The sequence below is a fragment of the Loigolactobacillus bifermentans DSM 20003 genome, assembly GCF_001434575.1.
In the GTDB taxonomy this organism is placed as follows: Bacteria; Bacillota; Bacilli; order Lactobacillales; family Lactobacillaceae; genus Loigolactobacillus; species Loigolactobacillus bifermentans.
On sequence record NZ_AZDA01000116.1, the window covers coordinates 1 to 24,539 of the forward strand.

The 24,539-nt window shown below is 45.7% G+C and carries 22 protein-coding genes; 11 read left to right on the forward strand and 11 right to left on the reverse strand.

What is annotated here, in order from left to right; genetic code table 11:
• Positions 1-171: 171 nt before the first annotated feature.
• Both FC07_RS12050 and FC07_RS12055 read right to left on the reverse strand, forming a co-directional pair.
• Complete coding sequence (locus tag FC07_RS12050) at positions 172-858, reverse strand: fructose-6-phosphate aldolase (RefSeq protein WP_057905338.1); 687 nt, start codon at positions 856-858, stop codon at positions 172-174.
• A 176-nt stretch (positions 859-1,034) separates the two neighbouring features.
• Positions 1,035-3,362: an ABC transporter ATP-binding protein/permease gene (locus FC07_RS12055; RefSeq protein ID WP_057905339.1), complete on the reverse strand. Its 2,328-nt coding sequence runs from the start codon at positions 3,360-3,362 to the stop codon at positions 1,035-1,037.
• A gap of 208 nt (positions 3,363-3,570) precedes the next feature.
• On the opposite strand from FC07_RS12055, the gene mobA reads away from it, so the two are divergent.
• The 7 genes from mobA (at position 3,571) to FC07_RS12090 (ending at position 11,483) form a co-directional block, all read left to right on the forward strand.
• Entirely contained in the window at positions 3,571-4,158 is a 588-nt protein-coding gene (mobA, locus tag FC07_RS12060; RefSeq protein WP_057905340.1) for a molybdenum cofactor guanylyltransferase, read from the forward strand.
• A 4-nt stretch (positions 4,159-4,162) separates the two neighbouring features.
• Positions 4,163-4,999: a formate/nitrite transporter family protein gene (locus FC07_RS12065; protein WP_057905341.1), complete on the forward strand. Its 837-nt coding sequence runs from the start codon at positions 4,163-4,165 to the stop codon at positions 4,997-4,999.
• Entirely contained in the window at positions 4,986-5,558 is a 573-nt protein-coding gene (locus tag FC07_RS12070) for a hypothetical protein (RefSeq protein WP_057905342.1), read from the forward strand. The genes FC07_RS12065 and FC07_RS12070 overlap by 14 nt, the downstream gene beginning before the upstream one ends.
• A 153-nt stretch (positions 5,559-5,711) precedes the next feature.
• Positions 5,712-6,200, forward strand: a complete 489-nt coding sequence (locus FC07_RS12075; RefSeq protein ID WP_057905343.1) for an NADH-quinone oxidoreductase subunit NuoE family protein — start codon at positions 5,712-5,714, stop codon at positions 6,198-6,200.
• Positions 6,201-6,212: 12 nt separating this feature from the next.
• Positions 6,213-7,514, forward strand: a complete 1,302-nt coding sequence (locus tag FC07_RS12080) for a complex I 51 kDa subunit family protein (RefSeq protein WP_057905344.1) — start codon at positions 6,213-6,215, stop codon at positions 7,512-7,514.
• A complete protein-coding gene (gene fdhF, locus FC07_RS12085) occupies positions 7,514-10,234 on the forward strand; it encodes a formate dehydrogenase subunit alpha (protein WP_057905345.1) in 2,721 nt (906 codons plus the stop codon). Before FC07_RS12080 ends, fdhF begins: the two co-directional genes overlap by 1 nt.
• Positions 10,235-10,274: 40 nt before the next feature.
• A complete protein-coding gene (locus FC07_RS12090; RefSeq protein ID WP_057905346.1) occupies positions 10,275-11,483 on the forward strand; it encodes a molybdopterin molybdotransferase MoeA in 1,209 nt (402 codons plus the stop codon).
• Positions 11,484-11,516: 33 nt separating this feature from the next.
• Here the strand turns inward: FC07_RS12090 and abc-f are convergent, their stop codons facing one another.
• A complete protein-coding gene (abc-f, locus tag FC07_RS12095; RefSeq protein ID WP_057905347.1) occupies positions 11,517-13,013 on the reverse strand; it encodes a ribosomal protection-like ABC-F family protein in 1,497 nt (498 codons plus the stop codon).
• 334 nt (positions 13,014-13,347) lie between these two features.
• On the opposite strand from abc-f, the gene FC07_RS12100 reads away from it, so the two are divergent.
• Complete coding sequence (locus tag FC07_RS12100; protein WP_057905348.1) at positions 13,348-14,529, forward strand: MFS transporter; 1,182 nt, start codon at positions 13,348-13,350, stop codon at positions 14,527-14,529.
• Between the two features lie 67 nt (positions 14,530-14,596).
• Here FC07_RS12100 and FC07_RS12105 read toward each other — a convergent pair whose 3' ends face one another.
• A complete protein-coding gene (locus FC07_RS12105; protein WP_083483312.1) occupies positions 14,597-14,836 on the reverse strand; it encodes a metal-sensing transcriptional repressor in 240 nt (79 codons plus the stop codon).
• Between the two features lies 1 nt (position 14,837).
• Complete coding sequence (locus tag FC07_RS12110; RefSeq protein ID WP_057905350.1) at positions 14,838-15,158, reverse strand: rhodanese-like domain-containing protein; 321 nt, start codon at positions 15,156-15,158, stop codon at positions 14,838-14,840.
• Positions 15,159-15,384: 226 nt separating this feature from the next.
• Here FC07_RS12110 and FC07_RS12115 point away from each other — a divergent pair, with 226 nt between their 5' ends.
• Both FC07_RS12115 and FC07_RS12120 read left to right on the forward strand, forming a co-directional pair.
• Positions 15,385-16,059 (forward strand): EAL domain-containing protein, encoded by a 675-nt coding sequence (locus FC07_RS12115; protein ID WP_057905351.1) that lies wholly within the window; start codon positions 15,385-15,387, stop codon positions 16,057-16,059.
• Between the two features lie 56 nt (positions 16,060-16,115).
• Positions 16,116-16,787 carry a hydrolase gene (locus FC07_RS12120; RefSeq protein ID WP_057905352.1) on the forward strand — a complete coding sequence of 224 codons (672 nt, stop codon included), beginning with the start codon at positions 16,116-16,118 and terminating at the stop codon, positions 16,785-16,787.
• Between the two features lie 19 nt (positions 16,788-16,806).
• Here the strand turns inward: FC07_RS12120 and FC07_RS12125 are convergent, their stop codons facing one another.
• Positions 16,807-17,424, reverse strand: coding sequence for a DedA family protein (locus tag FC07_RS12125; RefSeq protein WP_057905353.1), 618 nt, complete (start codon positions 17,422-17,424; stop codon positions 16,807-16,809).
• A 676-nt stretch (positions 17,425-18,100) separates the two neighbouring features.
• Between FC07_RS12125 and FC07_RS12130 the strand changes: the two genes are divergently transcribed.
• On the forward strand, positions 18,101-18,427 hold the full coding sequence (locus tag FC07_RS12130) for a PTS lactose/cellobiose transporter subunit IIA (RefSeq protein WP_057905354.1): 327 nt from the start codon (positions 18,101-18,103) through the stop codon (positions 18,425-18,427).
• 35 nt (positions 18,428-18,462) lie between these two features.
• Here the strand turns inward: FC07_RS12130 and FC07_RS12135 are convergent, their stop codons facing one another.
• From FC07_RS12135 to FC07_RS12155, 5 genes are all read right to left on the reverse strand, one after another.
• Entirely contained in the window at positions 18,463-19,584 is a 1,122-nt protein-coding gene (locus FC07_RS12135; RefSeq protein WP_057905355.1) for a vitamin B12 independent methionine synthase, read from the reverse strand.
• A gap of 314 nt (positions 19,585-19,898) precedes the next feature.
• Complete coding sequence (locus FC07_RS12140) at positions 19,899-21,455, reverse strand: lipopolysaccharide biosynthesis protein (protein WP_057905356.1); 1,557 nt, start codon at positions 21,453-21,455, stop codon at positions 19,899-19,901.
• Between the two features lie 9 nt (positions 21,456-21,464).
• Positions 21,465-22,445 carry a glycosyltransferase family 2 protein gene (locus tag FC07_RS12145; protein WP_057905357.1) on the reverse strand — a complete coding sequence of 327 codons (981 nt, stop codon included), beginning with the start codon at positions 22,443-22,445 and terminating at the stop codon, positions 21,465-21,467.
• 5 nt (positions 22,446-22,450) lie between these two features.
• Positions 22,451-23,260: a glycosyltransferase family 2 protein gene (locus FC07_RS12150; RefSeq protein WP_057905358.1), complete on the reverse strand. Its 810-nt coding sequence runs from the start codon at positions 23,258-23,260 to the stop codon at positions 22,451-22,453.
• A gap of 3 nt (positions 23,261-23,263) precedes the next feature.
• A complete protein-coding gene (locus FC07_RS12155; RefSeq protein WP_057905359.1) occupies positions 23,264-24,529 on the reverse strand; it encodes an O-antigen ligase family protein in 1,266 nt (421 codons plus the stop codon).
• Between the last annotated feature and the right edge of the window lie 10 nt (positions 24,530-24,539).

Here is a 24,539-nt window from a genome sequence, read left to right on the forward strand (position 1 = left end):
ACGCCGAGAGTAGTTGGGGGAGCACCCCCTGCGAGGGTAGGAAGTTGCCACGCAACGATTGACAGATTCGTCTTTGACGGGTCTGTTTTTTTATGTATCAAAATAAAGTAACTTAAAAAGCCACCACTCACGTCAAAATATGCGAGTAGTGGTCTTTTAAGGTGACGGGCCCTATTTTGTGAAATCGGTAATGGTCGTACCTTGACCGTAAATATCTTCCCAATCCGATGTGAAACCAGTCACGGCAGCGCTAATGGCAGGATTGCCAAGGGCAGTTTTTAAAATATCAACGCCCATTGTAGCCGCTTGGGCACCATTTTCAAAAGCCTGATTCACTTGTTGTACGGTATGGAAACTAGCAGCTAAAATTTTGGTTTTGGCATGTTCACGTTCAATTTGTTTAGCCAATTGTGCGATCACTAAGCCAGCGTTAATATCAGCATTGACCATGCGATTAAAGTAAGGGGCTAAATAATCGGCACCTGCAGCAATGGCTAAGTACCCTTGAATTTGAGTATAAATGGCAGTGGCCGTAATATGCACGCCTTCTTGCTTAAGTTGCTTCATGGCTGCTAAGCCAGGTTCATTGGTGGGGACCTTAATATAAACATCATGGTCGACGTTTTCTAAAACAGTGTGGGCATCCGCTAACATGGCTTCAGTCGTTTGACCAACGACTTGCACGTGCAACGTTTTGTCAGCGCCAATGATTTCACGAATTTGACGTAAATGGTTAAAGAAGTCGACCTGACCTTCTTTATGCACAATTGAAGGATTAGATGTGACACCGGCCAAAGGGATCATGGCGTTATATTTTTTAATATCATCAATATGAATCGTATCTAGTAAGAATTCCATGTTGTTCACCTCGTGTTTTGATGAGTTAAGCATAACAGGTTGTTCAAGTGGCTGCCTACGCTTTGGCAGTTCTATTTTAGAAAAACGGCTGGTGATACGGGTTACACTCACGAAGTTGTGTTGAATCTGCACATTTGTGCAAAATAAAAATCAAGGCGCAAACCTTGATTTTTTGTTTATTCAGAACGTAGTGCCGTTGCAGCGTCTTTTTTAGCAGCCATTCGAGCTGGAATATGTCCGCCTAAAACGGTTAAAACAGTACTAATGATGATTAAAATCAGCGCATGTACTGGGTTTAATTGTGCAACATGATGCAGATCAGTCATATGAAGTAAAATGGTATTGATCGGGAAGGTTGCTAACCAAGCGATGACAACGCCAATGATGCCAGAAGCCACCCCTAGAATTGTGGTTTCGGCATCAAAGACTCGCGTAATATCACGTTTACGTGCTCCAAGTGCCTTTAAAACACCAATCTCTTTTGTGCGCTCCAGCACAGATGTGTAGGTTAAAATACTGATCATGATCATACTTGTAACCAATGAAATACCTGCAAATGCCACCAAGACATAGGTGATCGCATCCATTAACCCGCCCGTTAAATTGGAAACAGAACCAGCTAGGTCAGTGTAAATCACTTGATTGGCTTTGGTTTTGCCATGATTGTATTGATCTAAATAATGAAGTACTTTATCTTTGTTCTTGAAGTTGTTGGGATAGATCAAAATACTGGCTGGTGTTTTAGAACCACCGAGATAACTCACCAGGTTTGCCTGAGTCGTTGCATCCACTTTTTGCCCTGTCATGACGTTGGTTTGACTCTTTTTCTGAGCCTGTGCAATAGCTGAATTTTGATTGTCCTGAATAATGTTTTGGGTCAGCTGATCACTATAAGCAATGCCGTTGGCTAAAATATTTTCAGAAGCTTTATTCCGCACCTGCAAAATACCACTGATCGTTAACGTTTGATTGTTGGCATTATTGTAAAGCGCTTGGTTAGCCGTTTTAGGCAGGTAAGTGCCTGTTGGTAATTTTTGGTAATAGTCATTGTTATGCACCAATTTCAACGTTGTGCCAACAAGTTGCGTATCTTTAAGCTGTTGGTTATTTTTTACCGTCAAGCCTAGATTTTTTAAGGCATTAATATTCGTCGTTTGATCACGGTCAACAATCAGCACCACATCGTTGGCCGTCTTTGGATAGTTCCCAGCGACGATTTTATAATGCTTTTTGAGAAAGCTTTGGCCACCACTTTGCTGACTGGGATAAACGGAACCGCCAACCCCCACCGACGTGCTCATGGCAGCACTCATGGTGGCGGCGTTGCCATTTTTTTCGTTGGTATTTGAAAACTTAACGGTTTTGACTTGGCCGTTGACCTGGCGCAGTAAGTTCATCCCGGTGCTATAAGTATAAGTGATATGCTTACTTAAATGTGGGTCTAATTTGGCCACGTAATTTAAATAGCTGGTGGTGAGTTGATTGATGTGAGTCGCTTTATCCGCCTCGCTTAGAGCAGCCGTCACATGCTGGGTGTGCCGGACTGTTTTCGTCCGCGTTGCAGCGGCGCTTTGTGAGGTGGCCGTTTGCGAAATCGTGATCGGGTATTGTGCCATGGTGTTGGCCTGGGTTTTGTTGATCTGTTTTTGAAAACCAGTTGATAAGGCTAAAACCACGGCGATTCCAATGATCCCAATACTTGATGCAAAAGCGGTTAAGGCCGTTCGCGCTTTTTTCGTGCGAATATTGGTAAAGGATAATTTTAAAGCCGTCCAAAAGGTCATTTTGGTTTTCTTCAATTGAAAAGCGGTATCTGTTTGGTCGTCTTGATAAGGATCGGAATCATGCTGGATCTGACCATCTGCAAATTCGATGATCCGGGTTGCGTATTGTTTGGCCAACTCAGGATTATGGGTCACCATAATCACAAGCCGTTCTTGTGACAATTCTTGGATCAGTTGCATGATTTGGTCGCTGGTATGGGTATCAAGCGCACCAGTGGGTTCATCACAGAGCAAGATCTCAGGGTCATTAGCAATGGCGCGGGCAATCGCCACCCGTTGCATTTGGCCGCCGGAAAGCTGATTCGGTTTTTTCATGATCTGATCGCCAAGACCAACTCGTTTTAAAGCGGCAATGGCTTTTTGTTTCTTTTCGTCATTGGAAACGCCGCTTAAGGTCATTCCCATTTCCACATTGGCTAGAATCCCTAAGTGACCGATCAAATTGTAACTTTGAAAAATAAAGCCGACTGAATTATTACGATAGGCGTCCCAATCGGAAGCCGAGAAATGTTTGGTTGAACGGCCTTTAATGATCAAATCGCCTGAATCATAAATGTCCAAGCCGCCAATATTGTTCAGTAAAGTTGTTTTACCAGAACCACTAGGCCCTAAAATGGCAACAAATTCTTTTGGTCGAAACGCAACGGAAACATCATCAAGGGCTTTGGTAACGGTGTCGCCGACTTGGTAATATTTTTTAAGGTGTTTCAGGGTAAGCATAACAAGTTCCTTTCTGAAGGCAGTGAAATCGTTTTTGTCTTAGCCCTTATTTTACACGTTTATCAGGGACAGCACACAAAATTTAGGTTGACTATTTCTGTAAGCGCTCTATAATATAAACAAGCAAAAAAATAATTTTTAGTGAATAATATTATTTAGTCATATGCTCATCGGTTCACAGCACAGGAAGCAAAAGGAGGGATTTGGCATGGTAAGTGTACAGCAGGTCACAGGCGTCATTTTATGCGGTGGACATAGCTCACGCATGGGGTTTAATAAAGCCTTTTTAAAGCGCGACAATCAATATGTATTGCCACAAACGGCTGCAGCTGTCCGGCGCTTATTGCCACAAGTCGTGTTTGTCACGAATCAGAAGCAACCTTTTCTCGCGCAACCCGCATTTCAGGATTACTCAATTTTCGAAGATCAATGGCGTGATCGCGGCCCATTAGGCGGTTTGGTCACGGCATTGGAACAGGTCACCACGCCATACGTTTTTTTAATGGCCTGTGACATTCCTCATATTTCCAACACGCTGATGCAGCCCTTATTAACGGCTGTGACAAATCAACAGGTTGGCCTATACCAGCAGCATGACCGGCTTGAAACGCTATTTGCGCTTTACCACCGCTCTTGTCTGCCACTTTTTAAAGCACAATTACAGCAAGGAATTGGACAAATTCGTTATCATTTTAAAGCACTAGATGTCAAAGTGATCCAGTCAAATAACATCGAATTACGCAATATCAATACGCCAGCTGAACTACCTGGTTGGCGAATAAAAAAGATAGGGTGATTCGATGAATTATTTTTCAGCAAACGAGGTTATTAAACAATTTGGGCAGAAGGCTAAAACCAAGTGTCAATTTGGCTTAGGTCAGGCACTGTGTTTAGGTATTTTAGCCGGTGCTTTTATTGCAATCGGTTATCTGGCGTTTATTCGCGTCAGTGGTGTGGTGCCAAAGGCTTGGAGTAGTTTAGCTAATTTTTTAGGCGCCTGTGTCTTTCCAATCGGTTTATTAGCCATTACCTTTTGTGGTGGTGAACTCGTTACTGGTAATATGATGGTTTTAACTTTTGGACGTTTGGAACAGCAAGTGGATTTTGCAAAAATGATCAAAAATTGGTGTTTGATCTTAATTGCCAACTGTATCGGGGGCGCTTTGATTGGCGTACTCTTTGGTCATGTGGTTGGCCTAACAGAAGGCGACTTTGCCGCTAAAACCATGGCAGTTGCCTTGGCAAAAGTTGGCGACAGCCCATTGCAAATGATCGTTTCAGGCATCGGTTGTAACTTATTAGTTGGGATGGCGATTTTCTTAGGCGCCATGAGCCGCGATTTCATGGGAAAATTAGTCGGCGTTTGGTTCCCAATTATGATTTTCGTGTTGTGTGGTTTTCAGCACGTGGTGGCCAATGCGTTTATTCTCACAGCAGGTGTTTTAGCTGGTGCAACGATTTCAACTTGGCAATTACTTGAAAATATTTTACTGGTTTTTATTGGTAATGCAATTGGTGGGGCGTTATTTTTCGCAGTGCCCGTTTATGTGGCGAACGTCAGCATTCCTGGTGCCAAAAAACCAGTAACGCAAACACAACCGGTAACAGAACGGATGATAATCAATGAAAAAGAATAAGCTTTTACAAGTGCCTCAAATGTTACAAATTGGTTCAACTGGACGGAACAGTGGTAAAACCGTGATTGCCAAGTCTGTTATTCAGCGCTTAGGCCAGCAGCGGCCAGTGGTAGCCGTTAAAATTATTACCATTACAGGCGACCGCGGCAAATGTCAACGCGGTGGGACCGGTTGTGGCATTTGTACCAGTATCAGTAGTGGTTTCGAATTGATCGAAGAAAGTAACCGCCGTGGCAAAAAAGACACGATGGCGTTACTGAAAGCGGGCTGTGAGAAGGTCTTTTTATTAAAAGTTTTCCAAGATCATTTATTAGCCGGCTTTCAAGCTTTTTTACAGCAAGTACCGGTGAATGCTGTGATTATTTGTGAATCCAATTCGATTCGTCAAGTGGTACAACCAGGGTTGTTCGTCATGATCAACAATCATAAAAACGTTAAGCCTACAGCAGCAGCTGTGTATGCTGCCGCCGATGTGGTGGTCACCAGCGCTGATGATCAACAAGTTGCCCAAATTCAAATTCAGCAACCAGGGACTTGGCGGTTGCAATCCGTTGGTTAAACCAACATCAACTTTAATGAAATTCAACAGAAAGGCCATTAACTCAAACCATTCTCACAGAATTTGATGCCGTGAAACCCAAGGATTACGATCGTGGCCACGACTGTTATCAACCTTTGTTAGGAAAATGAGTTTTTGGAACGGGTCATATCGATGGCAAACATTACAACAGACGAGAAAATCGCCATTATTAATCGATATCATGCGAATCCAGAACAAGCATTAAATATCTTAATTGACTTACAATTTACATCAAGTGATGGCTATATTGATCAAGCAACCGCCCAACTGGTGGCGGCGCACTTAGGCGTGACCGAAACACGAATTTATGAAATGGTGAGCTTTTATGCCATTTTAAAGGAAGCACCACAAGCGCGTTACGTGATGAAAATCTGTAATAGCGCACCGTGTCATTTTTCAGGCGAGCAAATTGTCAGTCATGAGCTTGAAGAAATCTTGGACATTCAGGAAGGGCAAATGACCCATGACGGTTTGTTCATGTATCACAGTATTCCTTGTGTCGGTGCTTGTGCACAGGCACCTTTTATTAAAATCAAGGATCGCGTGTTTGCTAATTTAACCGCTGATGATGTTGCACAACTGATCAGCGATTTACGTGCAGGACGTTACCCGGAATTGTAGGAGGCGTTTTAGATGATTACAAGAGAACAACCTGTTTTAACCGCGCGTTTTGACGCCTTAAAAGCTGACCCTACAAACGTGGCTGCGTTTTGTGAATTAGCCGGTTACGATGCTTTGAAAAAAGCCGTTACCATGGAAAAAACCGCGATTTTAGATGAATTAGATACGGCCCTATTACGTGGTCGCGGTGGGGCCGCTTACCCAGCCGGTAAAAAGTGGCGTAGCTTATATCAGTCTGCTGGTGACACCAAATATATTGTGTGTAATGCAGACGAAGGCGAACCAGGGACCTTTAAGGATAAAGCATTGCTAATGAGCGATCCGTTAGCTGTCATCGAAGGGATGACCATTGCCGGCTATCTTTTCGGTGCTCGACAAGGTTATATTTACATGCGTGGTGAATATCGGAGTTTACACCGGCAATTTGCACAGGCTTTAGCACATGCCCGTCAGGCTAATTTCTTAGGTGAAAACATTTTAGGGATTGCTGGTTTTAACTACGATATTCGCATTATTTCAGGTGCGGGGGCCTATGTTTGCGGCGAAAGCTCAGCTTTATTAAACTCAATTGAAGGCAAAACAGGTCGGCCACGAGTGAAGCCGCCACACTTAGCGGAAGTGGGCTTGTATCTCAAACCTACTTTGGTGAACAATGTGGAATCTTTTGCTGATATTTCAGTGATTGTACGTGAAGGTGGCGCCGCCTTTTTGAACTTAGGAACCAAAGATGGCGGTGGCACTAAACTGATCTGCTTAACAGGGCATGTGAAAAACCGTGGCTTGTATGAAGTGAATCTCGGCACCCCTTTATATGATCTGATTTATTCAGACCAATACGGTGGTGGCAGTAGCACAGGCCGACCTTTGAAGTTTATCCATTTTGGCGGTCAATCTGGTCCAATCGGTGCCGTTGCGCAACTAAAAGATTGTATCTATTCCTATGATGGCTTATGGGATTATGACTTATCCATCGGTTCAGGGGCATTGGTGGTGTTAGATGATAGTGTCAGTATTGTGGACTACTTAACCAGTGTGTCGCAGTTCTTTACCCATGAATCTTGTGGGAAATGTACCCCTTGCCGAATTGGTACCTTACGGATCCAAGAATTATTAGAAAAATTCCAACAAAAAATTGCTGTACCAGGCGATTTAGAAGTTTTAAAAAGCATGATGACGCACGTGACACAACTATCCGCATGTGGGTTAGGGCGTTCCGTCACAACATCAATGGAAAGTGGTTTGAAGCTTTTTCCTGATGAATTTGCAGCGGCAATCAATCAGCAAACTGCCGAACAAAGGGAGGTTATGTGGTAATGACAGCAACTGAAACAGCAATTGCAACTGTCACGTTGACCATTGACGGTCAAAGCGTGACGGTGCCGAAAGGGACAACACTTTTAAAAGCAGCTGCCAAGGCTAACATTGAGATTCCGACCTTGTGTTATTTGAAGGAACTAGCGCCAGATGGTTCATGTCGGATGTGCATGGTGGAAGTTGAAGGCGGCCGTAAAGGCGGCTTGGTCACGGCTTGTACAGAGCATGCCAAAGACGGGATGGTAATTCACACACAAAACGAAAAGATTCGTAATTCGCGGCGCTTTGTTTTGGATCTATTGCTGAGTAATCATAAATTGGATTGCTTTAAGTGTCCCAGTAACGGGGACTGTAAGTTACAAGATTATAGCTTAGAATATGGGTTACTGGAAACCAGCCTGCATGGTCGGCGGCAACCTGCGAACCAACAAGATGTCACCAACCCATTTTTCGATTATGATCCAGAAAAATGTATTATGTGTCGGCGTTGTTCACGTGTTTGTCAATTGCGGCAAGGCCGTGACATTATTAGCATTTCCCACCGGGGTTTTGATACTAAAATGTTACCTTGTTACGGGGAAGACTGGGATGAATCCATGTGCGAGTCTTGCGGCAACTGTGTTTCGGTTTGTCCAACGGGGGCCTTGTCTTCCAAAGACCAACGGCATTTTAGAACTTGGGAGACCACCAAAGTGCGGACCACTTGTCCACATTGCGGGACGGGGTGCCAAGTTGATTTATTGGTTAAGAACAATACGATCGTAGGCGCAGAACCAGCAAATGGCGCCGCAAACCGCAATTTATTGTGTGTGAAAGGTAAATTTGCGTCTTACAAATTTGTGGCATCTGGTGATCGGTTAGACACCCCATTGATCAAACGTAACGGTCAGTTTGAAAAGGCCACTTGGGATGAGGCTTTAAGCTTGATTGCCAGCCGTTTTGGCGCGCTGAAAGCCACTTATGGTGGCAGTAGTTTGGCAGGCTTCTCGTGTTCACGGTCAACCAACGAAGATAACTACGTTTTCCAAAAAATGATGCGGACTGCGTTTGGCACCAATCATGTGGATAATTGTGCACGGGTCTGTCATTCTGCAACCGTGCATGGCTTGGCACAAACTTTGGGCAGTGGCGCCATGACCAACACTATTGCTGATATTACCCAAGATGTGGATACGATTTTACTGATTGGCTCAAATACCACAGAAGCGCATCCCGTGATCGGATCACAAATTCGACAGGCTGTTCAAAATGGCACTAAATTAGTCGTGATCGACCCGCGTAAAATCGATTTAGCACGGCACGCTGAATTACACGTTCAAGCGAAAGCTGGGACCAACGTTGCCTTGATCAATGGCTTAATGCACATTATTATCGAAAATGGTTGGGCCGATGATGCCTTTATTGCAAAACGCACTGAAGGTTTCGAGGAAATGAAGGCCTTAGTGGCAGATTATACGCCTGAAAAGGTTGCAAAAATTTGTGAGATCGATCCAGCTGATTTGATCAAAGCCGCCGAACTGTATGCGAAAGCAGACAAAGCACCGATTATTTATTGTTTAGGCGTCACGGAACACTCAACGGGCACTGAAGGCGTCATGAGCATGTCTAATTTAGCCATGTTAGTGGGTAAATTAGGGCGGCCAGGTTGTGGAGTCAACCCATTACGGGGTCAAAATAACGTGCAAGGGGCCTGTGATATGGGCTGTTCTCCATTTGATTTCCCAGGTTATCAAAAAATCAACCAACCTGGTGTGGTTGAAAAATTTGAACGTGCTTGGGCAACTGACTTAAATCCCAACGTTGGGTTAACCTCAACCCAAGTTTTGCCAGCTGCAATCAAAGGTGATATTAAAGGGCTGTACATTTTTGGGGAAGATCCAATTGTGACGGATCCTGATATTTCACACGTTCGTAAAGCGCTGGAAAACCTAGATTTCTTAGTGGTACAAGAACTCTTTATGACTGAAACAGCTGAATACGCTGATGTGGTGTTACCAGGAATCAGTTTTGCTGAAAAAGATGGGACATTTACGAATACAGAACGACGGATCCAACGGGTACGGCAGGCTGTTCAGCCACGTGGTGGTGCACGGGAAGACTATCGCATTTTCTGTGAAGTTGCCACACGCATGGGCTATCCAATGGCTTATCCATCTGCTAGCCAGATCATGGATGAAATTGCCAGTGTGGTGCCAACCTTTGCGGGGGTCAACTTTAAACGGTTAGAAGCCATTGAAGGCTTGCAATGGCCTTGTCGGAGCCAAGATGACCCAGGCACACCAATTATGCATGTTGGGGAATTTAGTCGTGGGAAGGGCTTGTTTATGGCGATTCCTTATAAGCCAGCCAAAGAATTACCAGATGACGCTTATCCTTATCTCTTGTCGACGGGGCGGATGTTGTACCATTACAACACACGGGCGATGACCAAGCGAACAGCAGGCATTAATCAATTGGCACCGCATTCTTATATTGAAATGAACACGCAAAATGCCAATGAAATGGGTATTAAAGATGGGGATAAAGTACGTGTCTATTCACGGCGGGGGACTATTGAGACTTATGCAGCTGTTGGGGATCAAGTTTTGCCGGATGCCGTCTTTATGACCTTCCATTTCCCAGATGGCAATGTAAATGAGATCACCAATTCAGTTTGTGATGACATTGCCATTATTCCTGAATATAAAGTTTGTGCTGTGGCGATTGAACCTGTAAAGTAGATGGTGTAAAGCAATCCTGATTAGAAAGAAGGACAAGGTGATGATTGAATTAGAACAAGCAGTCGCCTTAGCAAAACAACATCTGACGCCACAAACCAAAACGGAGCGCCTGCCCATTGAGGAAGCCTTTGGACGGGTAACGGCACATGAATTATTAGCACCAATTGCAGTCCCAAATTTTGAACGTTCTGGCATGGACGGCTATGCCGTTTTTGCAGAAGATACGCTAGCAGCAACACCTGAGCGGCCGGTTTATTTAACGGTACAAGGTAGTTTATTTGCCGGGGATGATCCGGCAGGTTTTCAGGCCAAACCCGGTACAACGGTGCGCATTATGACAGGTGGTGCCATTCCGAAAGGCTACAATGCAGTGGTGAAGCAAGAGCTCACGGACTATGGTGAAAAAACAGTCGCCATTCAACGTGCGGTTACCGTCGGGCAGAATTTTGCGCCCATTGGCGAAGATATTCGCCCAGGTCAAATGATTTTTCCGGCTCACAGCCGTTTAAACTGTGAAAGTATTGGCGTTCTAGCCAGTCTAGGGTTAACTGAAATTGAAGTGTTGCGTCCACTACGAGTAGGACTATTGGCCACCGGCAATGAGTTGGCCCAGCCAGGCCAGGCCTTACAAGCCGGTCAGATTTATAATAGTACCACATTTGCATTGGCACAGTATTTGCGACAATCAGGCAGTCAGGTGGTTTTTCGTCTGACTTGTCCCGATGATCCCAATCAGTTTGTGCAGATCTTGCAACAATATGCGGATCAAGTGGATTTGATCATCACCACTGGTGGCGTTTCAGTAGGACAACGGGATTTTATTCCAGGGGCGATTCGTGCCATTTCAGGGACAGAATTATTCCATTTTGTTCAAATGAAGCCAGGAACACCATTAATGGCCGCAACTTGGCAGCATAAGGTGATCTTAGCGTTATCCGGTAATCCATTTGCTTCCATGGTAAATTTTCATCTGTTGTATTGGCCACTTTTAGCACATTTCTTAGGCAATCAACAGTTTAACTTGCAGCAGCGGCAAGTGCCGTTGTTGGTGGGCGATTCTAAGCCGCGGCACTTGCGTAACTTTATGCGCGGCCAATTAACACCGGCTGGCGTAAAGATCACGCCTGGTGGTCATCATTCTTCCGTTTTTCATAATTTAGTCGATAGCAATTGTTTGATTGAGCAACCGCGCAATCAAGCCTTAGCATTAGGCCAAACCGTCACGGTTTATCAGTGGCCACAGTCGTAAAAAGGAGCTGGGATTTTCTCCCGAGCTCCTTTTTTAATGGCATGCTTTTAACGTGACCGTTTGGCTGGCCACTTGTTCAATAAAGTGTTGGTCGTGTGCGACGAGTAATAAGGTGGGGCGGACACTTTTGATCAGTTGGACCAGTTGATCTTGGTTAAAGACGTCTAGGTAGTTTAACGGTTCATCCCAAATAAATAATTCCGCTGGATAGGCCAGAGATTTGGCCAGTTCGACTTTTTTACGCTGGCCCATGCTTAATTCTTCAATGCGTTGCGCAAAGGCTTGACGCGGTAACCCCAATTTATGCAAATTATTTAAAAAGCTAGCATAATCCAAGCCGCTTTCTCGGGCAAAATCCTGCAAAGTACCGTGGTTATCCGTATTATTTTGGCGCACATAGCTGACACTTAGGTGTTGGGGACGTTGTAATTCACCGGTAACAGTGCCTGTAAAGGTGTGCATCAAGTAGTGGATCAAAGTTGATTTACCACTGCCATTGGGGCCTAACAGTGCCAGTTGGTCACCGGCCATTAACGTGAAATCTAGCGGTTGGAATAAAGGTTGGTCATACCCTAACTGCAGTTGCCGGGCTTGTAATAACTGCTGGTGGTGACTGGGCCGAAAGTTCAACGTCAGCGGGTCTGTAGTTTCCACATTTTGCAATAACTGTTCTTTAGCTGTGATTTCTTTGCCTAGGCGTTGTTGCAAACTTTTGGAACGTTTCATGGTGCGAGCAGCGCGGGCACCGATAAAACCGGTATCGTAAACGGCACCACTGCCTTTTTGGTGGGGATTGCCGTATTTATCACCTTCTCGCGCTTGGGACCAGCTGGCTTTTTCAGCCGCGGTTTGTTTTAAACGGCCAATTTCGTGTTTGAGCTGTTGATTTTGAGCGCGTTCTGATGCATCAACGCGCGCCTTTTGCGTTTCGTAGGTGCTAAAATTGCCATGACTTAACTGAATTTGTTGTTTTTCAATGGCCAAGATATGGTCGGTAACCTGATCCAAAAAGTGGCGGTCATGACTCACGACGATAAAGCCGGTTTGTTTCCGGTTGAGGTAGGCTGCGACTTGTTCACGACCTTTGAGATCCAGGTGGTTGGTGGGTTCATCTAGTAGCGGAAAAGCCTGTTCGGCGCAAAAAAGCAAGGCTAATTGGACTTTGGTTTGTTCACCGCCGGAAAGGGTATTAAACGGGCGCCATAATAGATCAGAATCCACGCCCATGAGGTTTAGTTCGCGTTCCAGCTGCCATTGTGCCACCGGCTGATTTTCGGTTAACGCATCCAGTGTCAGTTGATCAGGATCAGCCAATGGTTGTGGAAAGTAGTTGAAGTGCAGTGTGGTTTGAATCTGGCCTTGGTAAGGCAGCTGATGTTGCAGCAAACGCAATAGGGTGGTTTTGCCGCGACCATTGCGGCCAACTAAGCCTAAATGCCACTGGCTTTCCAGGTGTAATTGTGTTTGATCAAAAATCGGCGCTTGACCAGGATAAGCAAAGGTAAGTTGTTTAATTTCAATTTTGGACATTAAAAGACCTTCTTTCTGCCTTCAGAAAAAACTGCAAAAAGAACCGTCACTTAAAAAAGTACACAAAAAGAGACTGATCCGTGAAACCAGTTAATTCTGAAAAAGCTGTCACGACGCCCTTGGTGGGCCTCACAGGACATACAATTTTCAAATTAACTTAGTTTCTCAACGGACCAATCCCTCGTTTCTGATTTTAATTTTTTACATTGTAGCATGATCCAAGTCAAAGATGCAAGTCACAGGCTAGACTTGCACGGCAAAAACCTGGTATACTAAGCGCTATTGTGCGCCAAAATGGCGGCATAACGATATTTGATGAAGGGGTTGTTAAAACGTGACGGCACAAACAAAACGGGCGATTTTTATTTTAGTATTAAGTGAATTTTTGGTTTGTTTAGGAATTAGTTTGGTGATTCCAGTAATGCCGTTCATTAAAAATGAATTGCATTTAACGGCGACGGATATGGGAATCATGACGGCCTTATTTGCCTTGGCCCAGTTTGTGGCGTCGCCAATTGTGGGGCGCCTTTCGGATCGCATTGGACGCAAGCCAGTGCTGGTGGTCGGGTTGGCGTTGTACATGGTTTCTGAAATTTTATTTGCCTTAACCAACCATTTGTACATGTTCAATATCTCCCGGTTAGTGGGTGGTTTATCAGCGGCCATGGTGGTGCCAACGGCCATGGCACTGGCCGCCGATATTACCACCCATCGGCAGCGAGCAAAGGTGATCGGCTGGTTGTCAGCGGCGTTTAGTGGCGGTTTGATTTTAGGACCGGGGATCGGTGGTTTGCTGGCAAAAATCGACTATAAAGCGCCATTTTGGTCAGCCGGTGCACTAGGATTGCTAAGCGCAATTGCCTTGGCCTGGTTATTGCCAAACTTTAAAACCCAGCTTACTGAAGCAACTGCACCCAAGCCTTTAAAAGGTCAATTAAAGGGATTGCTCACCGGCGCAATTGTATTGCTATTTGCCTTGATTTTGATCTCATCGTTTGGCTTACAAGGTTTTGAAAGTATTTACAGCATTTACGTGAATGAAGTGTTCCATTTTAGCCTGGGGAATATCGCGTTAGTCTTAACGTTAAACGGTTTAACATCATTGTTTTTACAGGTGGTATTATTCGACCGGTTGGTGGTGTGGTTTCAGGAGACCCGGGTCATTCGCTATTGTTTTTTGATCAGTGCCCTGGGCACGATTTGGATCTTATTGGCGCATCAAAAGTGGGAAGTGATCGTGGCTACCTTGTTTGTCTTTTCGGCATTTGATCTCTTACGGCCAGCCATTACCACGTTGCTGACTAAAATTAGTCCGGACAATCAAGGCCTGATCAACGGGTTGAACATGTCACTGACCAGTGTGGGCAATATCATTGGGCCCATTATGTCAGGGGCATTATTAGACGTAAGTCCGCATTATCCTTATGTGATCGTTACTTTTTTCCTGATCGCATCATTTGGGATGACGTACTGGTTAAAGCTCACTTATCAAACCATGGATCGTACGGCTGCTTAAAAAAGTGCAAAAAATAGCCTCCTAACTGTTATGCAGGACAGCTGGGAGGCTACTTTTTTTGGTTAGGCTATAGTTTGTCAATTAAGTTTAATGCAGCAGTGAGTTCTTCAGTTGGCGGCTCAGTCAATTGTTTTTCAATATCAGCAGCAACTAATAATTTCATGACTTTTTGAACACTGGCTTCGACGGCGGTCAGCTGAATCAGCACATCTTGGCTGGCGCGTTCAGTAGCAATCATTTTTTGAATGCCGCGCAGCTGGCCTTCAGCACGTCGTAAGCGGGTGATCAATTTAGGATCATAGGCCACGTTATTCCCCCCTTTGAAGAATTTTACCAGGTGCGGTTAAGGCGCCTGGCCAAGCAACGATACCATCTGTTACATTGACAATGTTGAGACCTTGCATCTGTAACAGTTGTGTGGCTAAAGTTGTACGCGCGCCAGTTCGACAAATCAAATAATAAGTTTCGGTAGGATCAAGTGAACGATCCTGTAACAATTGCGCCATGGGAATGTTTTTAGCAGCGGCAATATGGCCAGCCGCAAATTCGTCAGGTTCGCGAATATCGATCAAATGAAGTGTTCCCTGGTTTAAACGTTGTTGCAATTCAGTTGCAGTAATTTCAGACATCCTATCAACTTCCTTTGAAAAATGTTTTAGCCCACTAATCTAATCATACGCTTAATTTTATTTAATAAAAGTGACGAAATGATTAAATAAAGCGTTGTCATGTGTTACACTAAACATAACAGTTAAAGACGAAATGCTCAACTTGATTGCGCCTGCAATCAGGATACGACCCGCGCTTGAGAAAGACAAGCTTGGGTCGTTTTTTTTATAAAAGAAGGGACTGGTCATGATGATTCGTTTTTTTGGACAACCTAAATTTGACTGTCGGACACAAAAACTGATTGGCTATGAGTTCCTGCTACGGGAGACTTACAAAGGTTGTTGGCGGTTACCCACGCAATTTCAACAGTTTAGTGCCAATACTTTAAGTCAGTTACTGTGTCAAACCATTCAAACACTACCGCAGGATTTAGTGTTGATCTCTTTTAATTTGAATCAAGCGCAGTTTGTTGAGCCGGCTTTTCAACCTTTATTGGCGCAAGTCCAAGCACAGACCAAGATTCAATTGTACGTGGAATTAACCGAGCAACCAACGGCAACGCCAATGGCAGCTTTGATTCAAGCTGCTGCTGATTTTCAGCAGGCTGGTTTAAAGGTCTGCCTTGATGATGTTGGCACTGGCGCCAATCAACTGGCGTTGGTAGCGGCGTTGGCCCCGTATGTGGTGGAATATAAGTTTGCATTGCAAAACTTTCGACCGGCAATGGACTTGGCAAGTTTGGCACCCCGTTTGCGTTTCTGGCGTGAATTAGCGCGGCGACAACATAAAGCTTTTGCAGTTGAAGGATTTGAATCTGCCGCAGACTTAGCCGCATTAAATCAGTATGCGCCCACAATTTTACAAGGGTATTATTTTGGCAAACCGAGATTATTGGCCTTACCCGACGATCCAGCCGCCTAGAAGACTTGCTTTTTCAGCCCGTTAGCTTTAAGTTAAATGAGAGATGAGGTGAGCAAATGGTACCAGAAGTGACCACAGCGTTACGGCAAAATTTAGTCAAAGTCCCTGAAGTCATCAAACAAGCCAGTGGCATCATTATTTTAGGGAAGAAGATTCGTTCAATTGTTTTTTCAACTGATATTGCCTTGATCCGCAATATTAATGCAGATGCCGTGTTGGCGGTTTATCCCTTTACGCCGCATCCAGCCATTATGCAGGCAATCAGTATGTCCGCTGACATTCCGATTTTGGCTGGGATCGGTGGTGGCTTGACGCACGGTGAGCGTTCCATGAACATGAGCTTGTTTGCAGAAAGTCTTGGCAGCTTGTCGGTGGTTTTAAATGCACCAACCCCAGTGGCAACGATTCAGCGCGTAGAAGAAGTGATTGATATTCCGATTATTTTAACCGTGGTATCTGCCAAAACCGACCTGGCGCCTTATTTAGCGGCTGGTGTGGATATTGTCAATATTTCTGGTGCCGCGGCAACGGTTGAGATTGTTAAATCGGTGCGCCAACGCTACCCGGAACTGCCGATCATTGCGACGGGTGGCCCTACGGATGCAACGATTGCGGCAGCGATTGCGGCTGGTGCCAATGCAATCTCGTATACGCCGCCGAGTAATGGGGCGTTATTTAAAGCAAAAATGGCCCATTATCGCGAAGATGCCAATAAAGAAATCGACTAAAAACGCTGTGACCTGACTGTCACAGCGTTTTTTTTGAACGTGATTTAATGTAACGATAGCCATAGTAGATAGCCAGTAGCGCAATAATGCCTAATACGCCATAGGTCAGTAAGTCGACGTAATCTGCGATTTGATGCCAGGCATGGCCGGCAAAACGCCCAAGAATCACCAAAACGGTATTCCAGACCAAAGTGCCTAGGGTGGTTAAGAGGATAAAGCCAGGTAAAGGCATTTTAGTGGTACCCGCTGGAATTGAGATCAAGCTTCGAATGACGGGAATAAACCGACAGAAGAAGATCGTCACACCGCCGTGCTTTTGAAACCGGGCTTCGGCACGCCGAATGTCGCTTTTTTTTAACCGTAACAAGCGCCCTAAACGACTTGCTGTAAAGCGCTCCAACCGTTCCGTGCTCAGCAGGCGGCCTACGCCATAGAGAATCAGTGCGCCTAGTACGGAGCCTGCCGTTGCCGCTAAAATTACACCGACCAAACCCAAGTCAGTTTGGGTAGTCATAAAACCGCCAAATGTCAGGACCAATTCTGAGGGAATCGGGGGAAAAACATTTTCAATGGTAATCAGTAAAAAGACGCCGAGGTAACCAAATTGTTCGATCAGATCAAGCATCATATTTTGCATAAAAACCTCCTAAATGATCTAATGTCATTTTGCTAACGCAAAATCTTATTTTCGGAGGATGACCATTCTTGTGGTGTCAACCCACGCCGCAGGACACATGGCCTTCCTAAGTTCTCTAAGGATTATTTTGCTAACGTAAAATCTTATTCCGGAGGATGTCCATTCCCTCGGGCGAAAAGCGCCACGATGGAAATATGGCTCCTAAATACGCTAATGTCTATATGATAAGCATGCCGGTGCGAGGTAAATGCGCTAGCCGATATTAGAATAAATTGTACTTATATAAGCAATAACTTTTAACTTAAGCATACCGAAAGAGACCAAAAATAGCTAGTGAAATCCTTGACGCGTACTTAAAAATAAGACATAATTAAAAAAAGATTAAAAAACGGGTTATATGATGAAATAAAAGGAGCGGTGAGATGATGGTGCAATTGAAATGGATCAGCAGCGGTTAGCCCGTTGATCCTCACTTTTAACCTATTGTCAGTTGCAATAGGGCGATGACCAAACCAATGAAGGCCAATGCCAGTAGTCGTCCTTCCCGTGGCCGACTGCTAAGGCGTTGGCTTTTTGGTTGCTTTTGAACTTGCAAGTGAAAGCCCTTGCCAAAGGTTGATGAACAGGCTATGCTCTAATTATGAATTTAATTTTGAAAGTAGTGAGAAGGTAAGCTATGGCGGCAGAAGATACACAAACCACCCAGGCCATAATGGCATTGATCAGTACAGGCAGTCAGGCCAAAAAAATAGCCCAAACGGCGATTCAATCAGCACGGCATGATGATTTTGAGGCAGCTCAAACGCAATTGAAGCAAGCGCGTAAGATGCTGACGCAGGCACATCAAGTGCAAACCGACTTGGTGGCCAATGAAGCACACGGGGAGCATATTCCGGTGACATTACTCATGGTTCACGCCCAAGATCATGTGATGAACGCCATTACATTTTGTGACTTAGCGGCAGAAATGATTCAACTTTACCAACGGTTAGCAGCCAATTAAAAAACGAGCTCGCAAATTTGCGAACTCGTTTTTGTTTATTCAGCGTCTGACCAAACTGATTGAGCGGTGTCAATGACCAATTTCAATTTGGCCCATTGTTCGTCAGCCGTCAGTTGATTGCCTTCTTCGGTTGATGCAAACCCACATTGGGTTGAAAGGGCTAAATTGCTTAATGGCACCGTTTTAGCAGCTTCACTGATGCGTGCCTTTAATTGAGCCACGTCTTCTAATTCAGGGAATTTAGAAGTAACCAAGCCTAAAACAATGCGTTTGTTGGCATCGTTGTGCCAAATTTTAGCCAAAGGACTGAAATCCCCAGCACGGTCGTTATCATATTCTAAGAACAACCCGTTGTAGTTTAATTGGGCCAAATAGTCAGCCACTACATCGTAGCCACCGGCAAACAAGAAGGTGGACCGGAAGTTCCCACGGCAAATGTGGGTGGTTACCGTTAAGTCAGTTGGCAAGCCAGCTAATAATTTGTTGATCACATAAACGGAATCTTCAGCCATTTGACGATATTTGGCTTGTTCAGCCGGTTGGTCTTTGGTTTCATTCAACTGGTTGATCAAAAAGGCCCAGGTGGTGTCGTCTAATTGAATATAGCGGCAACCGAGTTCGTAAAAATGTTCGATGGTTTCATGATAAGCTTGAGCCAAAGCATCTAAGTAAGCTGCATGGGTATCGTAAAATTGATCGGCATTGTCGCTACGGTTGTCCCGGAATAACATGGTTGGAGAAGGAATGGTTTGTTTGGCGAAGACACCTGCTGGTACCAGCGATTGTAGGTAGCTAAAAGCTGCAAAGAACGGATGGTCTGGGTTGTAACCCACTGGGCCGGTTAATGTCGCGTTGTCAGTTCGCGTTTTGCTGCCATGAAATTTATAACTCTTTTGGTAATCATATTTGCTAACGCCATTGAGACCCCATAAAAAGTCTAAGTGCCACCAAGAACGGCTAAATTCACCATCAGTGACCGCTTTTAAACCCAGCTTCAGCTGTTGGTCAACGATTTTTTTGATTTCTGCTTGTTGGACAGTTTGGAGTTCAGCGGCTGAAATGGCGTGCTCGGCGAATTGTTGATGGGCTTGTTTAAGGGCTGGTGTCCGGAGTAAGCTCCCAACTTGGTCAAAGCGAAACGGTGCAGTTTGTGTCATAAAAATACCTACTTTCTAAATGTGAGCGTTCAAAATAAGGCCAAAAAAAGACCCTTCACAAAATTGTCAAGGGCGTGATCGACGCGGTACCACCTTGGTTGCTTTACTTTCTTGAAAGTAAACTCAAGTCGGCGTTAAGGGGCCGCAACCTAGTGGCATTCAGTTAAAGACCATCTTCAGATCATGCAAGCTACATTTCCAGCACCCATGTAGTCTCTAAGACTTGCGGCGACCATACTCATCTTTATCTCACTATTTTCTTAATTAATTTTCATTTAGTTTAACCTGCTTTTGAAAAACTGTCAAGCGCGTCATCAGCGCGATGGGCGTAATCGTTGCCAGAATAGCCAGATCAAGTGGCTGGTCAGTTCTTTGGCCTGTTGAAATTCAGCGGTGGTCAGGTGCAGTAGCCAGAAACTAAGTGGGGCCAGTAGCAACATGATACCAAAGTGCAAGAGAAAATTGAGACTGGCGGTGGTGAGCAACTGTTCCGGGATGAATAAGGTGGCACAAAAAGCCAGGATAAAGGTGCCGAAGAAGCGCCAGTTGCGCCGCCAATAGGCTTGTAAAGGGGCGCGAAGGCCATCTTGGAACACCAGGCGCGGTTCCCACCACAAGTTTAGCCCAAGCTGGCTGATCAGGGTGCCTAGGAGAATCCCGTGAATGCCGAGCTGGAAACCTTGGGCCAGTATAAACGAGCCGCCAACGCTGATCAACGTTTCAACAACGGATTTTAAGCCAAACTTCCAATACAGCCCGTAAGCGTTAATAAAGGCAATGGTGGTTTGCCGCAGTTGGTTGGCGGCAAAATTCAGCACGATCAGAATCACCACCGATTGGGGCAGCAGATAACGCGGCCCTAACCATAGCCGGATAAAAGGGTTCAACAAGTCTAGTAAGAACAGTGCGCAAACAAAGGTACAGGCGAAGTTGATAAAATAATGGAGTTGAAACACGTTTTGGGCCTGTGTTTGGGTTTGCGTGGTGGCTTTTAAATTGCCAATGCTGGCCGTGACGGAGCCAGTGAGCTGCTCTAAAATCAGGGTGATGCCACTGATGATCAACGCATAGTTGGCGTAGATCCCACCGGTGGTCACGTTGATCAGTAAGCCGATTAAAATGGCGTCTTTCGATTGCACAATGACCCGGCTAATGCGACTGCCGATCAGTCCTTGAACGTTTTTACGGATCACTTGCATGATCGCAGGGGCTACTTTTTCAGGAGCTGCATTTTTTAAGTAGTCGTAGCGTTGGCGCACATGGTGCTGGATCAGCTGATTGCTGACCAAGGTGCAGCCCAGTTGAATGGCAAGAAATAACAGGTAACTGCCGGTTTGCCATAATGCCAGGCCTTGCAGCACACTTTGAATCACCAGGAAGAGACATTGGTTGCGGACACTAATGTAGCCCAGCTGATCGGCAATGAGTAATTGCCGCTTGTCTTCGTTTAAAAAGAATAGAAGGTAATTGGCCAGCAAAAGGAGATAAGCCCACTGCCAATGCGGGACTAAGGTTTGATTACCAGTAAGCGTGGGAATCAAGGCCAACAAACCCAGGCCGATCAGTAAGCTTAACAAGCCCAGCCAGCGGTACACCCGTTGAAACAACTGGGTCAGTGCAATGATCTGTTGGCGCCGTTGATGTGCCAGCGGCTCGTATAACGCAAATACAATCGCGCTACTCACGCCAAATTCAAACAGGGCCAAAAAGAGCATGAGGTTCGCAAATAAGCTGTTAGTCCCAAGATAACGGGCACCTAAAATTTGAATGAATAAGGTTTGGATCCCGAATTTTAAAATTAAACTAATGCCTTGTGACAGTGTGGCAATAGAGGAATTTAATAAGGTATGTTTAAAACGATCTTTAGCCATCAAAACACCTCACTTCGATGTGCTGTTTGTGGCAATCAATTGGCGGTGGCGTAACCACCGGTAGCAGCCGATCCGATTGGCGATGATCACCAATTTATCACGGCGGGATAAATGCGGCGCGCGTAAGGCTTGCCAAAAAACTTGGTTAAAGGCGTGAATAATTTGTTGGGCCACAGCTGGATCGGTGGCTTGATGCAAGCTGAGTTGGGCGCGGAAATTTTTCAGAATGCGGTAGTAAAAGCTAGCGGTTTCGGTGTGCAGTTGCGGATAATGTTGGTGCATGAAGTATTGAATTTGTTGGGCGAAGTGCAATAAGTCTAATTTGGCTTGGGATAATGGTAGCACGGAAATGCTATTGTCCCGTTGGCGGTAATAGTATAAAGGCCGGCCAACGTGCACTAGCTGCTGACTGCGGTGCAGGATCTGATAAAAGGTGCCCACATCATCGTGAAGCTTGCCAGCGGGAAATTGAATCCCAGTTAAGCAGCTACAGTGAAAGAGCTTGTCTGCCAAAGAAGCATCAAAGGCTTCTTCAAGCAATAACGCGCGCATGGCTTCAACGCGGTTGTAGGCCATTTGGGACTGGCTGAAACGCTGGGCTTGCACGTGGCCAGCTTCAGTAGTGAGGTAGCGGCCACAAACCGCAATATCAGCGCCAGTGGTGTGGCAAGCACCGAGCAATGTGGCATAGGTATCTGGTGCCAGCCAGTCGTCACTGTCCACAAAACTCAAGTAATCGCCATGGGCCAATGCCAGGCCACGATTACGCGTGCAGGCCAGGCCACGATTGGTTTGTTGGTAAAAATGGACCCGCGGGTCTTGACTAAACTGCCGGCAAATCGCCGCTGAATGGTCCGTTGAACCGTCGTCGATCAAGATCACTTCTAAGTTTTGATAAGTTTGTGTTAAAAGACTACGTAAACATTGAGTTAAATAAGGGGCAACATTATAAACCGGCAAAATCACGGAAATTAAAGGGGATTGACGCAATCAACTCAACTCCTTTGCGGGCTGTTTTGGCGGTGCCGATAGTGGTAGGCGCGGACCCAAGGGTTTGCCAAGCAGGCTTTCAGCAACGGCAAGCCTTGATAACAAACGTCACGCCAGCTGAGATTGAGTGCTGGGCCCCAGGTCCGCATAATGCGAAACACATTGCGGTGCTGTTGGGCGGTGCGCCGCTTGATATTGGTTTGATCCTCACGATAATAAAATAATTTCTGTGGCAAATTCATGCCGCGATAACCGTACGCGTAGGCCTTACACCAAAGATCAAAATCCTCTGCTCGGAGGACCCAGCGTGAGGTGGAATAGCCGCCGACACTGATCAGCATGTCCCGGCGCATCAGGACAGTCGGATGAATAAAATTTTGACCGCGGAACACATCACCGGCCGTGGGAAATTCTGGCACGTGGCGTTCGCTGTAAATGCCATGGTCACTGAATAAATAGGCTTGGCAGCCAACAATGCTGATCTCAGGGTGCCGTTGTAAAGCGGCTAACTGCGCCGCAAAGCGTTGGGGATGGCAACGGTCGTCGTCATCCATGCGGGCAATAAACGGCGCTTGTGCCCGTGCCAAGCACCGGTTCAACGTAAATTGTAGCCCTGATTTGTGGTCATTGTGTAAGATTCGGATGCGCCGATCTTGTTGGGCAAAGGCCGCTAAAATTTGGGGTGTGTCGTCCGTTGAACCATCGTCACAAACAATCAGTTCCCAGTCTGATACGGTTTGTGCTTGTAATGAGCGAATGGCGGCGCCAATAAAGCGTGCGCCGTTGTGTGTGCCCATTAAAATTGAAATTTTCATCAGTTAATCGCCTCCTCCAAAAACATAGGCTTGATACCGTAAAGGTGCGTGCTGTTGCGTGGGCTGGCGTTGCTTTAAGGTCACTAACCAGCCAGCAAAGAAAAGCCAGAACACCCGTGAATTATTTAAGGAAATCGAGAGAAAATAAATCAACCCAATGGCCAGCATCAGCGTTAAACTGCGGCTAAGCGGGTCTTGCCGTAACAGACCGCGGCCAAGCTGCCAAGCAAAGTAGCCAAAGAACAAGCAACTGAAGAACAGCCCCCATTCCACTGCAATTTGTAAAAAAGTGTTGTGGGCAATCACCGGTGAGGCAAAAAGACGTTCAGCCAAGGCCCCGTAGTCTGCAAAACCGATGCCAAGGCCGTTGGTTTGTGCCAGTAGCCCAACCGCGTGGGTCCAAGCCGCCGTGCGTCCGGAACCACTATTACTCAGGGGATTATCGCTGGTAAAGAGACTGCCTAGGCGGGTAAACGATTCGTTACTTTGTGTGATCCAGCCGACCCACGTGGTGAGCTGGGTCCGACCAAGGTAAGCGCTCAGCCCCAGCACGCTGAGACTTAACACCGCCAGCACCAATGTTTGTGCCGATAGCCGCGGTAAGGCCTTGACCAAGCGATAACCGAGATAACAGACCACGATAATGAGCAGGGCGAGAAAAGATGATTTTGAACCTGATAACAAGGTGGCAATGATCAAACAAGCGTTGCACAGCCAGCGTTGCCAGGTCTTGTTTAACCAAAGAGGGACCAACGGTAAGCTCATCAATTGGAGCCAGGAAAAATAATTTGGGTCATTCATCAGGCCGCGGTAACGATAAGCTGTAAACAGCAGCGGGACACTGTGGCTTAGGTTTAAACTGATCAGCACAATGCCTAACGCACCGACCACCAGGTTGGCCCCTAAAAACCATTTCAATAACGTTTGCCAACCGGCTGGCTGATTGACGGCAATGTTGTAGCCGACAAGGCCGTACAAGGCGATGGAACTGTATTTGATCACGCTAGGGAGCCACGCTAAGCTGGCACCAGGGGCAAGTTGCGGCAGGTAAAACAGGGAGACCCCGCTGCGCAATAGGAAAATCAAGCTAAAACCGATCCATAAGCCCAGTGGTAATACGATTTGGCGGTGTTTGAGATAATAAAGCGCCAGTAACAAAATGCTGAAATCGGCAATGGAGAAATTAAAACCACCGATCACGGTGGTTTGGACCAACGTGGCCCCAGTAAAAGCCAGCAAAGCGGTTTCCAGGGTGGGTTTAGATGGCATAAGCAAAACC

Bases quoted from the DNA above. Each gene is read 5' to 3' on its own strand.
- abc-f (WP_057905347.1), bottom strand. From the start codon at position 13,013: ATGTCCAAAATTGAAATTAAACAACTTACCTTTGCTTATCCTGGTCAA.
- FC07_RS12110 (WP_057905350.1), bottom strand. From the start codon at position 15,158: ATGTCTGAAATTACTGCAACTGAATTGCAACAACGTTTAAACCAGGGA.
- FC07_RS12150 (WP_057905358.1), bottom strand. From the start codon at position 23,260: ATGAAAATTTCAATTTTAATGGGCACACACAACGGCGCACGCTTTATT.
- FC07_RS12050 (WP_057905338.1), bottom strand. From the start codon at position 858: ATGGAATTCTTACTAGATACGATTCATATTGATGATATTAAAAAATAT.
- FC07_RS12080 (WP_057905344.1), top strand. From the start codon at position 6,213: ATGATTACAAGAGAACAACCTGTTTTAACCGCGCGTTTTGACGCCTTA.
- FC07_RS12130 (WP_057905354.1), top strand. From the start codon at position 18,101: ATGGCGGCAGAAGATACACAAACCACCCAGGCCATAATGGCATTGATC.
- FC07_RS12125 (WP_057905353.1), bottom strand. From the start codon at position 17,424: ATGCAAAATATGATGCTTGATCTGATCGAACAATTTGGTTACCTCGGC.
- FC07_RS12155 (WP_057905359.1), bottom strand. From the start codon at position 24,529: ATGCCATCTAAACCCACCCTGGAAACCGCTTTGCTGGCTTTTACTGGG.
- FC07_RS12055 (WP_057905339.1), bottom strand. From the start codon at position 3,362: ATGCTTACCCTGAAACACCTTAAAAAATATTACCAAGTCGGCGACACC.
- FC07_RS12065 (WP_057905341.1), top strand. From the start codon at position 4,163: ATGAATTATTTTTCAGCAAACGAGGTTATTAAACAATTTGGGCAGAAG.
- FC07_RS12070 (WP_057905342.1), top strand. From the start codon at position 4,986: ATGAAAAAGAATAAGCTTTTACAAGTGCCTCAAATGTTACAAATTGGT.
- FC07_RS12115 (WP_057905351.1), top strand. From the start codon at position 15,385: ATGATGATTCGTTTTTTTGGACAACCTAAATTTGACTGTCGGACACAA.
- FC07_RS12120 (WP_057905352.1), top strand. From the start codon at position 16,116: ATGGTACCAGAAGTGACCACAGCGTTACGGCAAAATTTAGTCAAAGTC.
- mobA (WP_057905340.1), top strand. From the start codon at position 3,571: ATGGTAAGTGTACAGCAGGTCACAGGCGTCATTTTATGCGGTGGACAT.
- FC07_RS12075 (WP_057905343.1), top strand. From the start codon at position 5,712: ATGGCAAACATTACAACAGACGAGAAAATCGCCATTATTAATCGATAT.
- FC07_RS12135 (WP_057905355.1), bottom strand. From the start codon at position 19,584: ATGACACAAACTGCACCGTTTCGCTTTGACCAAGTTGGGAGCTTACTC.
- fdhF (WP_057905345.1), top strand. From the start codon at position 7,514: ATGACAGCAACTGAAACAGCAATTGCAACTGTCACGTTGACCATTGAC.
- FC07_RS12140 (WP_057905356.1), bottom strand. From the start codon at position 21,455: ATGGCTAAAGATCGTTTTAAACATACCTTATTAAATTCCTCTATTGCC.
- FC07_RS12090 (WP_057905346.1), top strand. From the start codon at position 10,275: ATGATTGAATTAGAACAAGCAGTCGCCTTAGCAAAACAACATCTGACG.